Genomic DNA, 15,815 nt, shown 5'->3' on the forward strand with positions numbered 1-15,815 from the left:
CGGAGCGGTCAGGAGCAGGGCTGCGGCCGCCGATAAGCCGGCTGACAGGCGCTTCATCCACTCCACGGTAGGGCGCCCCGTGCCGGGGACGATCGTTTCCTCTCCCCCGAGCGGTGAAGTTCCCGGGACTCGGCAGATCCGACGCCCGAACACGTTCGAGACCGTGCCGGTGGGCGCGCACGGTCGTACGACTCCTCTCCGGCCGCCCGGCCCCAACGCCCTTGTCCGGCAGCAGCATGGCTGCCGGACACGATCTTCCGAGGCAATACAGATGGCCGGTCCCCTGTCGTTGACGGCGAGGCGTCGACGGTGGTGGCCGCGAGGAGTCCGGGAGCCGCTCGGGCGAGGGTTCCGAGCGGTCCGGGGGCGTGGGTGGTCAGGGCGGGGTCAACGGTGGGGCAGTTCGGCCAGCCAGTCGTGGACGGTGCGGGCGGTGGAGCGGGCGTGTCCCTCCAGAAGGGTGAAGTGGTCGCCGGGGACGGTGATCTCGGTGTGGGGAAGGGGCCAGGCGGGGGCCGGTGCGGTGCCGGGCAGCGGTTCCCCGGCCCGGACGAAGAGGGTCGGGGCCGCCGGCCGTTCGGGCCGCCAGCCGGAGTACAGGGTGAAGTAACCGGCCATGGCGGTCAGCCGGTCGGGGTCGTGGGAGGCGAACCGGGCCGCTTGGCGCAGCATGTCATCCGTCATCGGGGCGAGGGCTTCGTCGCGGTCGGCGCGGGCGGCGGGATAGGTGTCCAGGAGGACGACGGCGACCGGGGCGGCGTCCTCGGCCGCCAGCCGCTGTGCCACGGCCTGGGCCGCCCACCCGCCCGCCGAGCGCCCGAGGAGGGCGAACGGCTCACCGTCCGCGGCTGCGAGGACGGCGGCTGCCTGGGCGGTGACGAAGGCGTCCAGAGTGGCCGGAAGCCGTTCCGAGCGCTGGAACCCGGGATGCGGCAGGGCCGTGACCGGCCGGAGGCCGGCCAGTCCCCGGGCGAGGCGGGCGTACTCCTGCGGTCCGGAGAGCGCGCTGAGCGCCGGGAAACAGAGCAGGTGCGGTCCCGTTCCGCCGGAGGCGAGCGGGACGGCCGCCGGTACCGCGCCCGGCGCTTCGGCGCGGTCGAAGACCGGGCGCAGGCGCGCGGTGATGGTGAGCAACCCCATCGCCTCCATGGTCCGTCCTCGCTCACAGGCAGTACGGAAGAGGCCGGCCAGTGAATCGGGCAGCTCTTCGGCGGCCGCCGGCCCGCCCGTTGTGGCGGCGGCCGGGGCCGGGAGCGGCTGCGTCGGGTGGGGTACGTACTGCTGCGCCAGGTGGGTGGCGACCGCGCGCGGGGTCGGGAAGTCGAACAGCAGGGTGGGCGGGAGCACGGTGTCCGTCGCGGTCGCGAGGCGGTTGCGCAGCTCGACCGCGGCCAGGGAGTCGAGTCCCCAGTCCGCCAGCAGGTCGTCCGGGTCGATCGCCTCGTCGTCCTCGGTGTGACCGAGCACCTCGGCGGCCAGCGCCCCCACCTCGGCGAGCAGCAGGCCGCCGCGCTCGCCCGGGGTCGCGTCGGCAAGCCGCCGGACGAGCGAGTCCGCGGCCGGCGCACCGGGTCGCCCGCTCGCGGCGGCCGGTCCGGTCTGACCGGTGTGTCCCGCCCGCCCGGCCTCTGGGGTGACGGCAGTACGGGAGGGCCCGCCCGGCGCGAGGGACGGATCGAGGCGGGCCGCCACCGGGGCCGGCTCGGCGCCACGGACGGCCGCGTCGAACAGCGCGAGGCCCTCCTTCGGTGTGAGCGGGGCGAATCCGGCGCGGGCCATCCGCCGCAGGTCCAGCTCCGTGAGGTGCGCCATCATGCCGCCGCTCTGCCGCCAGGGTCCCCAGGCGATCGATGTGCCCGGCAGGGCGAGCCGTCGGCGCTCTCGGGCCAGGGCGTCCAGGACGCAGTTGGCCGCCGCGTAGCCTGCCTGACCGGCGGAGCCGAACACCCCGGCCACCGAGGAGAAGAGGACGAACAGCGCGAGTTCGCGGTCCGCGGTCAGCTCGTGCAGGGCGAGGGCGGCGTCCGCCTTGGGCCGCAGCACACGGTCGAGCCGTGCGCCGTCGAACGCGGCGACGATGCCGTCGTCGAGAACCCCTGCGGTGTGCACCACGCCGGTCAGCGGGTGCGCCGCCGGTACCTCGCCGAGCAGGGCGGCGAGTGCCCGCCGGTCGGCGACGTCGCACGCCCGCACCGTGACCCGGGCGTCCAAGTCCGCCAGTTCGGCGCGCAGTTCGGTCATCCCGGGCGCGTCGGAGCCGCGCCGGGCGGCGAGCAGCAGATGGCGGACGCCGTACGCGGTGACGAGGTGGCGCGCCGCCATCATGCCCAGCGAGCCGGTCGCACCGGTGACCAGGACGGTGCCCTCCGGGTCGAGCCGGCGTACGGGAAGCGGCGCGTCCGCGGCGGGCCCCGGTACGCGGACGATTTCCGGTACGTGGACCACTCCCCGCCGTACCGCCGTCTCGGGTCGCGCGCCCGACAGGAGCGCGGGCAGCGCGGTCGCGGAATCGGGGCCGGCGTCCAGGTCGACCAGGGCGAAGCGGCCCGGGTTCTCGCGCTGCGCCGAGCGGATCAGTCCCCACACGGCTGCCTGGGCGGTGCTGATACCGGCGCCGGTGTCGGCGGTCCCGGTGTCGACGGCGTCGGTGGTGACGACGACGAGGCGTGAGCCGGCCAGCCGGGGCTCCGCGAGCCACGCCTGCACCAGGGCGAGGGCCCACCGCGCCGTCCGGTGCACCTGCCCGGCCGGCTCCGCGTCGCCGTCGGCCGCCGGGGGCCCCGGGCAGGGGGCGACGACGACCTCCGGTGCGGCGGCGGCTGCCGCCGCGAGGTCGGCGTACACCGGGACGCCGTGGCTCGCGGGAGCCAGGACGTCGCGCGGCCCGGCGCCGGCGTCGGCTCCGGCCAGCACGCCCCACGTGGGCACCGGACCGGCCGCGAGCGGCTGCGGCGAACGTGTCCAGTCCACCCGGAAGAGCGAGGCGGCGGGGGTTCGCACCGCGCCGGAGCCGGTACGCGGCAAGGGGCGCAGGAACAGCCGGCGGATCGTCGCCACGGGCGCGCCCGCCTCGTCGGCCAGTTCCAGGCCGATCCCGCCCTCGGCCCCGGAGACCACTTGGCCGGGCTGCGCGTCCGCCGTCCCGCCGCGCCCGGCCTCGGCGGCCGCGGCGGGCGGCGTCACGCGTACCCGCAGCCGCCGCGCACCGGAGGCGTGCAGACGTACCCCGGCGAAGGAGAACGGCAGGGCCGCGGCTCCCCCGTCCGGTGCGTCCTCGGGCGGAGCCTCGCCCTCTCCCGGCGGCTGGTCCTTCGCCGGCGGGAGTCCGGCGAGCGCCACCGCGTGCAGCGCCGCGTCGAACAGCGCCGGGTGCAGGGCGAAGCCCGCCGCCCCCTCCCCCGGCGCGGGGGCCTCGGCGGCCTCGGGGAGGGTCACCTCCGCGTACACCTCGTCGCCGAGGCGCCAGGCGGCGCGCAGCCCCCGGAAGGCGGGCCCGTAGTGGAGTCCGGCGCGGGCCAGGCGTGCGTACGCGCCGCCCGGCGGCCGCGCCTCCGGGGGCCCGTCGAGGTCGAGCGGTACCGCGCCCGGCGGGGGCCAGGGGTGGTCCGCCGCCGGGGTGACGGACGGGTCCCGGGCCGGTTGGTCTCCTTCCGGTACGAGGGTCGCGGTGGCGTGCCGGCGCCAGGGGCCCGGAGCCGCCGCGGCGTCGTGGAGGCGGGCGTGGACGGTGAGGGCCCGCCGGCCCGCACCGTCCGCTCCCGCCACCTTCATCTGGAGCTCGACGCTCCCGTCCGGGGGCAGCGGCAGGGGTGCGGTCAGGGTGAGTTCGTCGACGACCGGCGTCCCCGCCTGCTCGCCCGCGTACAGGGCCATCTCCACGAACGCGGTCCCGGGCAGCAGGACGTCCCCCGCCACGGTGTGGTCGGCCAGCCAGGGATGGTCGCGCGTCGAGAGGAGCCCGCCGAGCAACAGGCCCTCGTCGTCGGCCGTGACCGTCCGGGACCGCAGGAACGAGTGGGACGGACCGGCCGGCGCGGGCACGGACGCCGGCGCGGGTGCGGGTGCGGGCTGCTGCGGCGGGTCGGCGTCCAGCCAGTACCGGCGGCGCTGGAACGCGTACGTGGGCAGCGCGGTGCGGCGCGCGCCGCGCCCGGTGAAGACGGCTCGCCAGTCGACCGGAACGCCGTGCGCGTGCAGCGCGGCCACGGTGTCGAGCAACGCGCCCGCCTCCGCCCGCGCGCCGCGCAGCGTCGGGAGGATCAGCGGCGCGGGCGCGCCGGCCTCGGGCATGCCGGCGGTGGGCGTGCCGACGGTGGGCGTGCCGACCTCGGGTGCGCCGGCGGTTGCGGGCGGCGCCGGGGGCGGGGTCGTCCGGGGTGCCGGGGCCGTCGCCGGCCGCGGCTCCGGTGCGGTGAGGCAGGTGCGCGCCAGGCCGGTGAGTACGCCGTCCGGGCCCACTTCCACGAAGTGGGCCGCCCCGCGCGCGCGGAGGTGGGCCAGCGAGTCGGCGAACCGGACCGGTCGGCGCACGTGGTCCACCCAGAACTCCGGGGTGCGCAGCTCCTCATCGGTGGCCGCACGCCCCGCCACGGCGGTGACCAGCGCAAGTGCGGGCTCGGTGAAGGACAGGCCCCTCACCACCTCGGCGAACTCGGCCAGCATGGGCTCCATGTGAACCGAGTGGAAGGCGTGGCTCACGCGCAACGGCGCCGTGGCCCGGCCCCGGTCGCGGAAGTACGCGACGGTCTCGCGCACCGCGGCCTCGTCACCGGAGACGACCACCGCGGCGGGCCCGTTGACGGCGGCGATCTCCACTGCCCCTCGCGCCTGCGCCAGATGGGCGGCGACCTCGTCCTCACCGGCCGCCACGGCGGCCATCGCGCCGCCCGGCAGCGCGTCCATCAGCCGTCCCCGGGCCGCCACCAGGGTGCATGCGTCCGCGAGGGACAGCACCCCGGCGGCATGGGCCGCGGCCACCTCGCCGATCGAGTGCCCGGCCACCAGGCCGGGGCGCACGTCCCAGGACTCCAGCAGCCGGAACAGGGCCGTCTCCAGGGCGAAGAGCGCCGGTTGCGCGAACCGGGTAGTCCGCAGGAGGGCGCCGGCCTCGGTGTCTTCGCAGGCGAACACCACGTCCCGCAGGGGCCTCGGCAGCAGTGGGTCGAACAGCGCGCAGGACTCGTCGAAGGATCGGGCGAAGGCGGGATGCAGCGACCGCTGTCCGTACAACTGCGCCCCCATCCCGAGGCGCTGACTCCCCTGCCCGGTGAAGAGGAAGGCCAGGGGGCCGGGTCGGCGGGCCGCACCGGTGTGTACGCCCGGTCGGCGTCCTCCGCCGACGGCCAGCGCCCGCAGCGAAGCGAGCAGTTCCGCGCGGTCCTGGGGCACCGCCACGGCCCGGTGTTCGAAGGCCGAGCGGGTGGTGGCGAGGGAGTAGCCGATGTCGACCGGCTCCGCGTCCGGGGCGGCGGACACGTGCTCGTACAGCCGCCGGGCCTGGTCCCGGAGCCCGGCCCGGCTCCGGGCCGACAGGACGAACGGCACCGGGGCCGAGGCCGGGACCGGCACCGGGACCGGGGCCAGGGCCGAGGCCGGGACCGGCACCGGGACCGCGCCCGAGGCCGGGGCCGCCGGGACCGCGCCCGGAGCCGGGGCGGGGGGTGTGGGGCGCAGGGCCTGGGGGCGGTCCCGGGACGGGGGTTCTTCCAGGACCACGTGCGCGTTGGTGCCGCTGATGCCGAACGAGGAGACCCCGGCCCGGCGCGGGCGGTCCGCCTCGGGCCACGGCACCGGCCGGGTCAGCAGCGCCACCCGCCCAGACGGCCAGTCCACAGCCGGATTCGGCTCGTCCGCGTGCAGCGTGCGCGGGAGCACGCCGTGCGCCATCGCCTGCACCGTCTTGATCACGCCGGCCACCCCGGAGGCGGCCTGCGTGTGGCCGATGTTCGACTTGACCGAGCCCAGCCAGAGCGGGCGTTGCCGCGGCTCCCGCCCGTAGACGGCCAGGAACGCCTCCGCCTCGATGACGTCCCCCAGCCGGGTGCCGGTGCCGTGCGCCTCGACCGCGTCGACGTCAGCGGGCGCCAGCCCGGCGTCGGTCAGGGCCTGGCGGATCACCCGCTGCTGCGCCGGGCCGTGCGGGGCGGTCAGCCCGTTGCTCGCGCCGTCCTGGTTCACCGCCGAGCCGCGGACCACGGCCAGGACCTCAAGTCCCGTACGGCGCGCGTGCGACAGCCGGCTCAGCAGCAGCATCCCGGCGCCCTCGGCCCAGCCCGTGCCGTCGGCGCCCGCCCCGAACGCCTTGCAGCGGCCGTCCGGCGACAGCGCCCGCTGCCGGCTGAACTCCACGAACGACGCGGGCGAGGACATCACCGTGACCCCGCCGGCCAGCGCGAGGGCGCATTCGCCGCGGCGCAGCGCCTGGGCCGCGAGGTGCAGGGCCACCAGGGACGAGGAGCAGGCCGTGTCCACGGTGATCGCCGGCCCCTCCAGGCCGAAGGTGTACGCGATGCGGCCGGAGGCGACGCTGCCGGCGTTGCCGATGCCGAGGTAGCCCTCCACCTGCGCGGGTGTCACCGCGAAGCGGGCGGCGTAGTCGCTGTACATCAGCCCGGCGTACACCCCGGTCGCCGAGCCGCGCAGGGTCCGGGGGTCAACTCCGGCCCGTTCGACGGCCTCCCAGGCCACTTCCAGCAGCAGCCGGTGCTGCGGGTCCATCGCCAGCGCCTCGCGGGGTGAGATGCCGAAGAAGCCCGGGTCGAAGCGGTCCGCGCCCCGGAGGAAGCCGCCCTCGCGTACGTACGTCCGGCCGGGGCGGCCGGGGTCGGGGTCGTAGAGCCCTTCGGTGTCCCACCCCCGGTCGGCGGGGAACGGGCCGATGGCGTCCGTGCCGTCGGCCACCAGCCGCCACAGCTCCTCCGGGGTGCTCACCCCGCCCGGGTAACGGCAGGCCATTCCCACGATGACCACCGGGTCGCCGTCGCCGTCGCCATCGCCGCCGGAGCGGGCCTTGGCCGGGTCCGGATCCGGGTCCGAATCCGGTGACGCGGGTCCGGTGCCGGCCGGCCCGGCGGCGCCCAGCGTGCCGAGGTGGGCGGCGAGCGCGGCGACCGTCGGGAAATCGAAGGCGACGGCCTCGGAGAGCGGGAGGCCGGTCGCCGCGGACAGCCGCTCGCGCAGCACCGTAGCCGTCAACGAGTCCATGCCCAGGTCCCGCAGCGCGGTCCCGGACTCCACCTCCCCGGGCGCGCAGCCCAGTACGTCCGCCACGGCGCGCCGCACCAGGGCCAGTACGTCCGCCCCCGCTTGCCCCGCCGGCGCCGTGCCGTCCAACAGCCGTCCGGGCAGGTCGGCGAGCGCGTGCCGCCGTACCTTTCCGGAAGCGGTACGGGGGATGCGCTCCACCTCGTACAGGGCGGCGGGCACCTTGAAGAGGGAGAGTTCCCGGCGGCAGGCGGCCAGGATGGCGGCGCGGTCGAGTACCCGGCCGCGCTCGGGGACCAGATGGCCGACCGGTACTTCGCCGAAGGCGGGGTGTGGGCGGCCGGCCACGGCGGCGTCCGCCACCCCGGGCAGTCGCCGCAGCACCGCCTCCACTTCCGAGGGGTGGATGTTCGCCCCGCCGCGGATGATCAGATCACCGGCCCGGCCTGTGATCACGAGTTCCCCGCGGGCGTCGACCCGGGCCAGGTCGCCGGTGCGGAACCAGCCGTCGCGCAGCACCTCGGCGGTGGCCCGCGCACTGCCGTGGTATCCCGGCGTCACGCCGGGCCCGCTCACCCACAACTCGCCGTCGCCCACGTCCTGCCCGTCCGCTCCGCCGCCGACCCGGACCCGGGTGCCGGGCAGGACCCGGCCGCACGCCTCGGCCGCCGTGGTGTCGCCAGGCGCCGCCATGGTGACCGGGCCCGCCTCGGTGCTGCCGTAGTGCTCCAGGTAGGGGACCCCGCAGACCTCCTCGAACGACCGGCGGAACGCGGGCCCGGCCGAGGCGCCGCCGCTGACGCACCCGCGCAGGGCGGGCGCGCCCAGGCCCGGGCCCGGTCCCGCGCCCGGTCCGCCGTCGCCCTGGCCGTCGCCCTCGCCTTGGCCCGGGTGGCGTGCCGCTTCGGCGCGTACCTCGTCGAGCAGGGCGGAGTACGTGGTCGGCACCCCGCCGAGGAGGGTGTACGGGGCTTCCGTACGGCGCAGTTCGGCGAGCACCTCCGCCACCGTGAAGCGGGGCGGGATCATGGCGCTCGCCCCGGTGGCGGCCACCCCCACCACGCAGACCACGTGGCTCATGGCGTGGTGTAGCGGCAGCGGCCACAGCAGCCGGTCCTGCCGGGACATCCCGAGGACTCCGACGAGTCCGGCGGCCACCGGCGCGAGGCGGTTGCGCTGTGTGAGCAGCACGCCCTTGGGGGTGCCGGAGGAGCCGGAGGTGTAGAGCAGCCAGGCCACCTCGTCCAGCCCGAGGTCGTCCGGCGCGGGCGTGCGCGGTTCCGTGCCCACCAGGTCCTCGTAGCGCAGCAGGACGGGGTCCGCGCTCCCGGGCTGCGGGTGCCCCGGAGCCGGGGCGGCCGGTTCCCCGGCCGAGTCGGAGCCCTGCGGTTCCTCCACCTCCTCGGCCTCCTCGACCACCAGCACGGTCAGCCCGGGGCGCGCCGCCAGGAGCGGGCGCAGCCGGGACAGCCGGGCGGGATCGGTGACGATCACGCGGGCTCCGCTGTCGTCCAGCAGGTGGGCCAGCTCCGGCCCGGAGCCGCCGGGATCCAGCGGCACGCCCACGGCGCTCGCCCGGGTGGCGGCCAGCAGGCTCTCGACGGCCTCGACGCGGTTGCCGAGCAGGATCGCCACCCGCTCCCCGCGCGCCGGGCTCAGCCCCGCGAGATGACCCGCCAGGCGCCGGGTCCTGCGTTCCAGGTCCCGGTAGGTCAGCCGGGTACGGCGGTCCTCGAAGGCGACCTGCTCCCCGATGCTCCGGGCATGCTCCCGCAGGAGCACCGGGAGCGGCCTGACGATGTCCGCGTCTGTACCCACCTGAACACTCACCTGTTCGAAACCTCCTGTGTGGACTCGTGGTTGAGGATGGCCTCACGGCCCGGAGGGTTCCGTCTGCACCCCGGCTCCTCGGCAGGCGAGGCGGACGGCGAGGGGCCCCAGCCGTCTACGGGGCCAGCCATCACCGGTGTGCCGGGCGGGCTCCGACGAGGGGGATCCTCCGTTGCCGGGACAGAGCCCCGACAGCCGTCTTTTCGTCCTCTTGACGATATGAACACTTCTCGTTATCGTCGCACTGACGAAATGAAGGGGGTTCGCCATGGCCGACATCACCCGGCGCTTCGGCTGGCGCCATCTGCGATCCGCGCCCACCGCGCACATCCGCCACCACAAGCGCGGCCAGCTCGTCCACGACGGGCCAGGGCTCAGTTTCTGGTACCGGTCGCTCTCAGCGGCACTGTCCGAAGTGCCGGTCGACGACCGGGAGCTGGCCATGGCGTTCCACGCGCGTACGTCCGACTTCCAGGACGTCTCCGTGCAGGCCTCCGTCACCTACCGGATCAGCGACCCGGCCGAAGCCGCGGCCCGACTCGACTTCTCCGTCGACCCGGACACCGGGAGCTGGCGCGGAGCCCCCTTGGAGCAGATCGCCACGCTCCTCACCGAGACCGCGCAGCAGCACACGCTGGACGTACTGGCCCGGACCCCGCTGGCCGTCGCCCTGGTGGACGGCGTCGCATCCGTGCGGGGCAGCGTCACCGCCGGTCTCGCCGCCGAGCCCAGGCTCCCGGCCACCGGCATAGACGTGGTGGCCGTACGGGTCGTGGCGATCCGCCCCGAGGCCGAGGTGGAGCGCGCCCTGCGCACACCGGCCCGCGAGCAGATCCAGCAGGAGGCGGACCGGGCCACCTATGAACGGCGTGCCGTCGCCGTCGAACGTGAGCGTGCCATCGCCGAGAACGAGCTGGCCAGTCAGATCGAACTGGCCAGGCGCGAGGAGCAGTTGATCGACCAGCGCGGCACCAACGCCCGCCGCGAGGCCGAGGAGAAGGCGGCGGCGGACGGCATCCGGACCGAGACCGAAGCGGCCCGCAAGGTCCGCCTCGCCCGCGCGGACGCCGAGGCGGCGCGCGAGACGGGCGCGGCGCGCGCCGAGGTCCAGGCTGCCTGGCTGCGTGTGCACGACGAAGCCGGCCCGGGCACGCTGCACGCCCTGGCGGCGACCCGGCTGGCGGAGAACCTGCCGCGGATCGACAGCATCACACTGTCTCCTGACGTCCTCACCGGGCTCCTCGCCAGGCTCGGACGTCCGGAAGGCGGCGCGGACGCGTGAGCCTGGCCCCGCGGGCGGTGCTCGTGCACCGCAGGACCGAGTACGAGGAACTGCTCGCCCGGCACGGCACGCACGGGCAGGCCGCGTTCCTCCTGTCCCGCCGGGGCCGGTCGATCGACGAGGTGGTCCGCCGCCACGAACGCACGCGGCGGGCGCTGCGAGAGGTGGCGGCGGCGGTACCGCTCACCTGGCGCAGCTCCGGGGTGGAGCGGGCGGACCTGGACCGCTTCCCCTTCGCCCCGGAGGACGTGGTGGTCGTGGTCGGCCAGGACGGCCTGGTCGCCAACACCGCGAAGTACCTGCGCGGACAGCCGGTCGTGGGCATCGACACCGACCCGGGGCGAAACCCGGGGGTCCTGGTCCGTCACCGCTGCGCCGACACGGCCGCATTGCTGCGTGCCGCGATCGCCGCCGGGGGCCGGGCAGAGGAGCTGACCATGGTCGAGGCCGTCGCCGACGACACCCAGCGCCTTCTCGCGCTGAACGAGATCTACCTGGGCTCGCCCGGTCACCAGACGGCCCGCTACCGCCTGGGCCGCGACGGCGACAAGGGCCCGGAGGAGGCCCAGGCATCCTCCGGGGTACTGGTGGGCACCGGCACGGGCGCCACCGGCTGGCTGCGTTCCCTGTGGCTGGAGCGCGGCAGCTCCGCGGGGCTGCCCTCACCCTGCGAGCGGCGGCTCCTGTGGTTCGTGCGGGAAGCCTGGCCCTCTCCGGCGACCGGAACGACAAGGGTCGCCGGAGAGCTGGGGCAGGGTCAGGGGCTTCGGCTGACCGTGGAGTCGGACCGGATCGTGGTGTTCGGCGACGGGATGGAGGGCGACGCCCTGGAGCTGACCTGGGGTCAGAGCGTACGGCTGGGCATCGCCGGAACGTCGCTGCGCCTGGTGACCTGAGCGAGCTGCCGGACCGGCCCGACCCCGAGGTCCGGCGTACCCGCCGCGGTACCGGCCAGACCCTGCTGCGGTGCTCGCACGGGACCAGCCGGTGCCGGCCGCGGGGGTCTGTCACCCGGGCGGGGCGTCACCTCGCTAGACCGCGTACCGGTCCGGCGCGAAGAGGGACGGGTTCGCCGCGATCCAGGCCGAGGTGTGGCGCAGGCCCTCCTCCAGGCCGACCCGGGGGCGCCAGCCGGCCCAGTCCCGGGCCCGTGAGTTGTCCGACAGCAGGCGCTGGACCTCGCTGCCCGAGGGGCGCAGCCGGGTCGGGTCCACGACTACCTTCGCGTCACGGCCGGAGGCCGCGATCAGGGCCTCGGCCAGGGCGCCGACGGAGATCTCCTCACCGGTGCCGAGGTTGACCACCTCCCCCAGCGCCCGGTCGCACTCCGCCACCGCGAGGAAGCCCTCCGCCGTGTCGGTGACGTACGTGAAGTCCCGGGTCGGCGTGAGCGAGCCGAGGCGGATCTCCCGCGAGCCGGCGTGCAGTTGGGCCAGGATGGTCGGGATGACCGCGCGCGCCGACTGGCGCGGCCCGTAGGTGTTGAAGGGGCGCACTACCGTCACCGGGAGTTCGAAGGCGTGGTGGAAGGAGAGTGCCATCATGTCCGCGCCGATCTTCGACGCGGAGTACGGGGACTGCGGCTGCAGCGGGTGGCTCTCGGAGATCGGGGCGGTCAGCGCCGTCCCGTAGACCTCGCTGGTCGAGGTGTGCACCAGGCGCCGTACGCCGTGCCGCCGGCAGGCCTCCGCCACGTTCTGCGTGCCCGTGACGTTCGTCTGCACGTACGCGCCGGGCGAGGCGTAGCTGTACGGAATCCCGATGAGGGCCGCCAGGTGGAAGACGGTGTCGCAGCCGGCCACCGCGTCGCTGACCCGGCCCGCGTCACGGACGTCGCCCGTCCACATCTCCACCGGGCTCTCCGGGTCGGCGAGGTAGCGCGCCAGATGGCCCTTCTCGGCGTACGGCTTGTAGTGGACGAAGGCACGCACCCGCGCGCCCCGTGACACCAGCAGGTCCACCAGTGTCGAGCCGATGAAGCCCTCCGCGCCGGTGACGAGGACGGTGCGGTCGGTCCAGCTGTTCATATGCGCTCCAGGTGAGGGGTGGGGACGAAGCCGGCGACGCGGAGTACTTCGGCGGCCAGCAGTTCGGCGGCTCGCGCGTGCGGGCCGGGGTCGGCGGCGCCGGCCATCGCCGACAGCCGGGCCGGGTCGGCCAGCAGCGGCCCGATGAGGTGGGCGAGGCGCTCGGCGGTGGTCTCCGCGTCGGGCAGCAGTACTCCGGCGCCCGCGTCGGACAGGACCCGCGCGTTGTGCGTCTGGTGGTCGCCGGGGGCGTACGGGTAGGGCACCAGGACCGCAGGCACACCGGTCGCCGCCAGTTCGGCGATGGTCGCGGAGCCCGCGCGGCACACCACCAGGTCGGCGGCCGCGTAGACGAGGTCCATGCGGTCCAGGTACGGCACGGCCCGCGCGATGCGCTGGCCGCCGGACGTGGCGAGCTGGGTCACCGTGTCCGGCAGTGCGGCCGGTCCGGTCTTGACCAGGAGCTGTACGTCGTCCCGGTGCTGCCACAGGCCGGCCAGCGCGGCGGCCGCCCGGGTGAGGCGGACGGCGCCCAGACTGCCGCCGTTGAACACGACCAGTCGGCGCCCCGGGGGAACCCCGAGCGCGCAGCGGGCCTCGGCGCGCAGCGCCACCCGGTCCGGTCCGGACAGCTCCGCGAGGCCGGACAGGGCGGCGGAGATCGGCATCCCGGTGGTCAGCGCCCGCTCACCGCCGGAGAGGTGGGCGCGGCTGCGGTCGAAGGCGACGGCGACGTGCGGGGTGAGCCGGGCCGCGAACTGGTTGGCACGGCCGGGCACGGCATTGGACTCGTGGATCACGGCCGGCAGGCCCGCGAGCCGGGCGCCGAGCACGGCGGGGGCGCTCGGGTATCCGCCCATGCCCACGACGGCGTGGGCACCCTGCGCCCGGATCACCGAGCGCGCTTGGTGCGCCGAGCGCAGCAACGCCGCGGGCAGCAGGTACCGCTTCGCGCCCAGTGCGGGATCGAAGGGGATCATGTCGACGGTGTGCAGGCGGTAGCCGGCGCCGGGGATCAGCTCGGTCTCCAGGCCCCGCTCGGTCCCGATGAACGAGACCACGGCTCCGGGCACGGCGGCACGCAGCGCCTCCGCGAGGGCGAGGCCAGGGTAGATGTGCCCGCCGGTGCCGCCCGCACCGATCACGACGGACAGTGTCGTAGGTGTGTGTGGTGTGGTGGTGGTCATGTGCGCACACTCCCGGTGCGCCCTAAGAACGTTCTAAGAGGTTTCCTCAGATGCCTTTGGCAGTCTTTGCCCCATGAGTTCCCAGGACACCACAGGCAGTACAGGCAGTGCGGGCGGGCAGCGCATCCTCGTCGTCGACGACGAGCCGGAGGTACGGGCAGCCGTCGAGGACGGACTCGCGGTCGAGGGGTACGAGGTGCGGGGCGCGGCGGACGGACTCGCGGGCCTCTCCCAGGTGGCGGCCTGGGAGCCGGACGCGGTCGTCCTCGACGTCATGATGCCCGTCCTCGACGGCCTCGGCGTCTGCCGGCAGCTGCGCGCGATGGGCGACCGTACGCCCATCCTCGTCCTGACCGCGCTCGACTCCGTCAGCGAGCGCGTCGACGGCCTGGAGGCGGGCGCCGACGACTACCTCGTCAAGCCGTTCGCCTTGGACGAGCTGGTCGCGCGGGTCCGCGCGCTGCTGCGGCGGGCGGCGCCCGCACCCGGCGGCGCCCGCACGCTCGGCTTCGCCGACCTCGTGCTCGACCCGGCGACCCGGACCGGGCGCCGCGGGAGCCGCCCGCTGGAGTTCAGCCGTACCGAGGCGGCCCTGCTCCAACTCCTCGTGCGCCACCCCGGCCAGGTACTCCCCCGCGAGCTGATCCTCGAACTGGTGTGGGGACAGGACTTCGGGCCGGACTCCAACTCCCTCGCCGTCTACATCGGCTACCTGCGCCGGAAGCTGGAGGCCGCGGGCGAGCCCCGGCTGGTGCACACCGTGTACGGGGTCGGCTACCGGCTGGACGTGGCATGAGCGGCGGCCGTCGACGGCTCGGCCGGGTCTGGCGTCGGCGCCGCCCCCTGCGGGTCCGGCTGGCGCTGTCGGTCACGGCGGCCGTGGCCCTGGTGGCGCTCGGGGTGTGCGCGGCGGCGTTCCTGGTGGTCAGGGCCGCGCTCTACGAGCAGCTCGACCTCAGCCTCACGCAGTCCGCGCGGCTCGCCGCCCAGCGCGACCCGGGGGCCGAGCCGGGTGTCCTGGCAGGGGAATGCCGGTTCCTGGCCGCACCCGCGTGTGCGGAGGTCGTGTCAGCCGACCCCGCCGAGAAGCCCACGGAGCCGGGGCGACTGCCCGTGGCCCCGGCCGCGCGGGAGGTCGCCGAGGGGAGGCGGGCCCCCTACTACACGAACATCACGGTGGCCGGACATCCCGCCCGGATGCTCACCACCGACTACGCCAAGGGGCGCGCGCTGCAGGTGGCCCTGCGGGCCGACACCGTCGAAGACGGCATCGAGGAGGCCGCCCGGTGGCTGGTGCTGACGGCGGTGGTCGGCGTGCTGCTGGCCGCCCTTCTCGGCCACTGGGTCTCACGGACCGGCCTGGCTCCGGTCACCCGCCTCACCGCGACGGCCGAGCGGATCGCCGCCACTCGTGACGCACGGCACCGCATCGAACTGCCGCCACCGGGGCGGGAGGACGAGATCACCCGGCTGGCCACGAGCTTCAACACCATGCTGGGCGAGCTGGAGCAGTCGGTGGCCGCACAACGCCAACTGGTCGCGGACGCCTCCCATGAACTGCGCACCCCCCTGACCGCGCTGCGGACCAACGCCGAACTGCTGGCCCGGGCCGACCGGCTCACACCCGGCCAGCGCGAGCGCGCCTCGGCCGCGCTGGGGCGGCAGCTGCGGGAGGTGACGGGGCTCGTCAACGATCTGATCGAGCTGGCACGCGACGAGGAGCCGCAGCCGCTGGTGGAACAGGTCCGGCTGGGCGCGCTGGTGGAGCACTGCGTGCAGACCGCGCGGGCGCACTGGCCGGCCGTGCCCTTCCACGTACGGGCGCCGGCCGAGCCCGTCGTGGTGCCCGGGGTGCCCGCGCGCCTCAGCCGCCTGCTGGGGAACCTGCTCGACAACGCGGCCAAGTTCAGCAGGGACGGGCTGCCCGTCGAGGTCGAGCTGGTGGCGGGCGACCCGGGCCGGGGACCGGAGCTGTCGGTCCGTGACCACGGGCCGGGGATCGCGCCGGAGGACCTGCCGCACGTCTTCGACCGGTTCTACCGGGCCGGGGCGGCCCGCGCCCTGCCGGGATCCGGGCTCGGCCTGGCCATGGCCCGGCAGATCGCGCGGGCGCACTCCGCAGAGCTGACGGCGGAGGCCGCCCCGGGCGGGGGCGCACTGTTCCGGCTGACGTTCTGAGCACGCGCCGGCCGGCTCCCCGCCCTGGGGCTCGGTGGTCTTGGCTAGGTCATCGATCCAGATCATTGCGGCGCGGAGGTGGAGGCCGGCGAGGTGACTCTCGGGCGT

At 75.7% G+C, this 15,815-nt stretch carries 7 protein-coding genes; 4 read left to right on the forward strand and 3 right to left on the reverse strand.

The features are described from left to right. Window positions 1-387: 387 nt before the first annotated feature. Entirely contained in the window at window positions 388-9,021 is an 8,634-nt protein-coding gene (locus tag EES41_RS00815; RefSeq protein WP_123074735.1) for a type I polyketide synthase, read from the reverse strand. Between the two features lie 280 nt (window positions 9,022-9,301). On the opposite strand from EES41_RS00815, the gene EES41_RS00820 reads away from it, so the two are divergent. Both EES41_RS00820 and EES41_RS00825 read left to right on the forward strand, forming a co-directional pair. After that, the gene (locus EES41_RS00820; protein WP_123074737.1) at window positions 9,302-10,315 is read left to right on the forward strand and encodes an SPFH domain-containing protein; all 1,014 of its coding nucleotides are present in this window, start codon (window positions 9,302-9,304) and stop codon (window positions 10,313-10,315) included. Then, a complete protein-coding gene (locus EES41_RS00825) occupies window positions 10,312-11,211 on the forward strand; it encodes a hypothetical protein (RefSeq protein ID WP_123074739.1) in 900 nt (299 codons plus the stop codon). Before EES41_RS00820 ends, EES41_RS00825 begins: the two co-directional genes overlap by 4 nt. 135 nt (window positions 11,212-11,346) lie before the next feature. Here EES41_RS00825 and EES41_RS00830 read toward each other — a convergent pair whose 3' ends face one another. Next, the gene (locus tag EES41_RS00830) at window positions 11,347-12,342 is read right to left on the reverse strand and encodes an SDR family NAD(P)-dependent oxidoreductase (protein WP_123074741.1); all 996 of its coding nucleotides are present in this window, start codon (window positions 12,340-12,342) and stop codon (window positions 11,347-11,349) included. After that, entirely contained in the window at window positions 12,339-13,529 is a 1,191-nt protein-coding gene (locus EES41_RS00835) for a glycosyltransferase (protein ID WP_123074743.1), read from the reverse strand. The genes EES41_RS00830 and EES41_RS00835 overlap by 4 nt, the downstream gene beginning before the upstream one ends. Window positions 13,530-13,602: 73 nt before the next feature. On the opposite strand from EES41_RS00835, the gene EES41_RS00840 reads away from it, so the two are divergent. Next, complete coding sequence (locus EES41_RS00840) at window positions 13,603-14,325, forward strand: response regulator transcription factor (RefSeq protein ID WP_123074745.1); 723 nt, start codon at window positions 13,603-13,605, stop codon at window positions 14,323-14,325. Continuing rightward, window positions 14,322-15,707, forward strand: coding sequence for a cell wall metabolism sensor histidine kinase WalK (locus tag EES41_RS00845; RefSeq protein ID WP_123074747.1), 1,386 nt, complete (start codon window positions 14,322-14,324; stop codon window positions 15,705-15,707). The genes EES41_RS00840 and EES41_RS00845 overlap by 4 nt, the downstream gene beginning before the upstream one ends. The last annotated feature ends 108 nt before the right edge of the window (window positions 15,708-15,815 follow it).

It is taken from the genome of Streptomyces sp. ADI95-16 (assembly GCF_003721495.1).
Lineage (GTDB): Bacteria > Actinomycetota > Actinomycetes > Streptomycetales > Streptomycetaceae > Streptomyces > Streptomyces goshikiensis.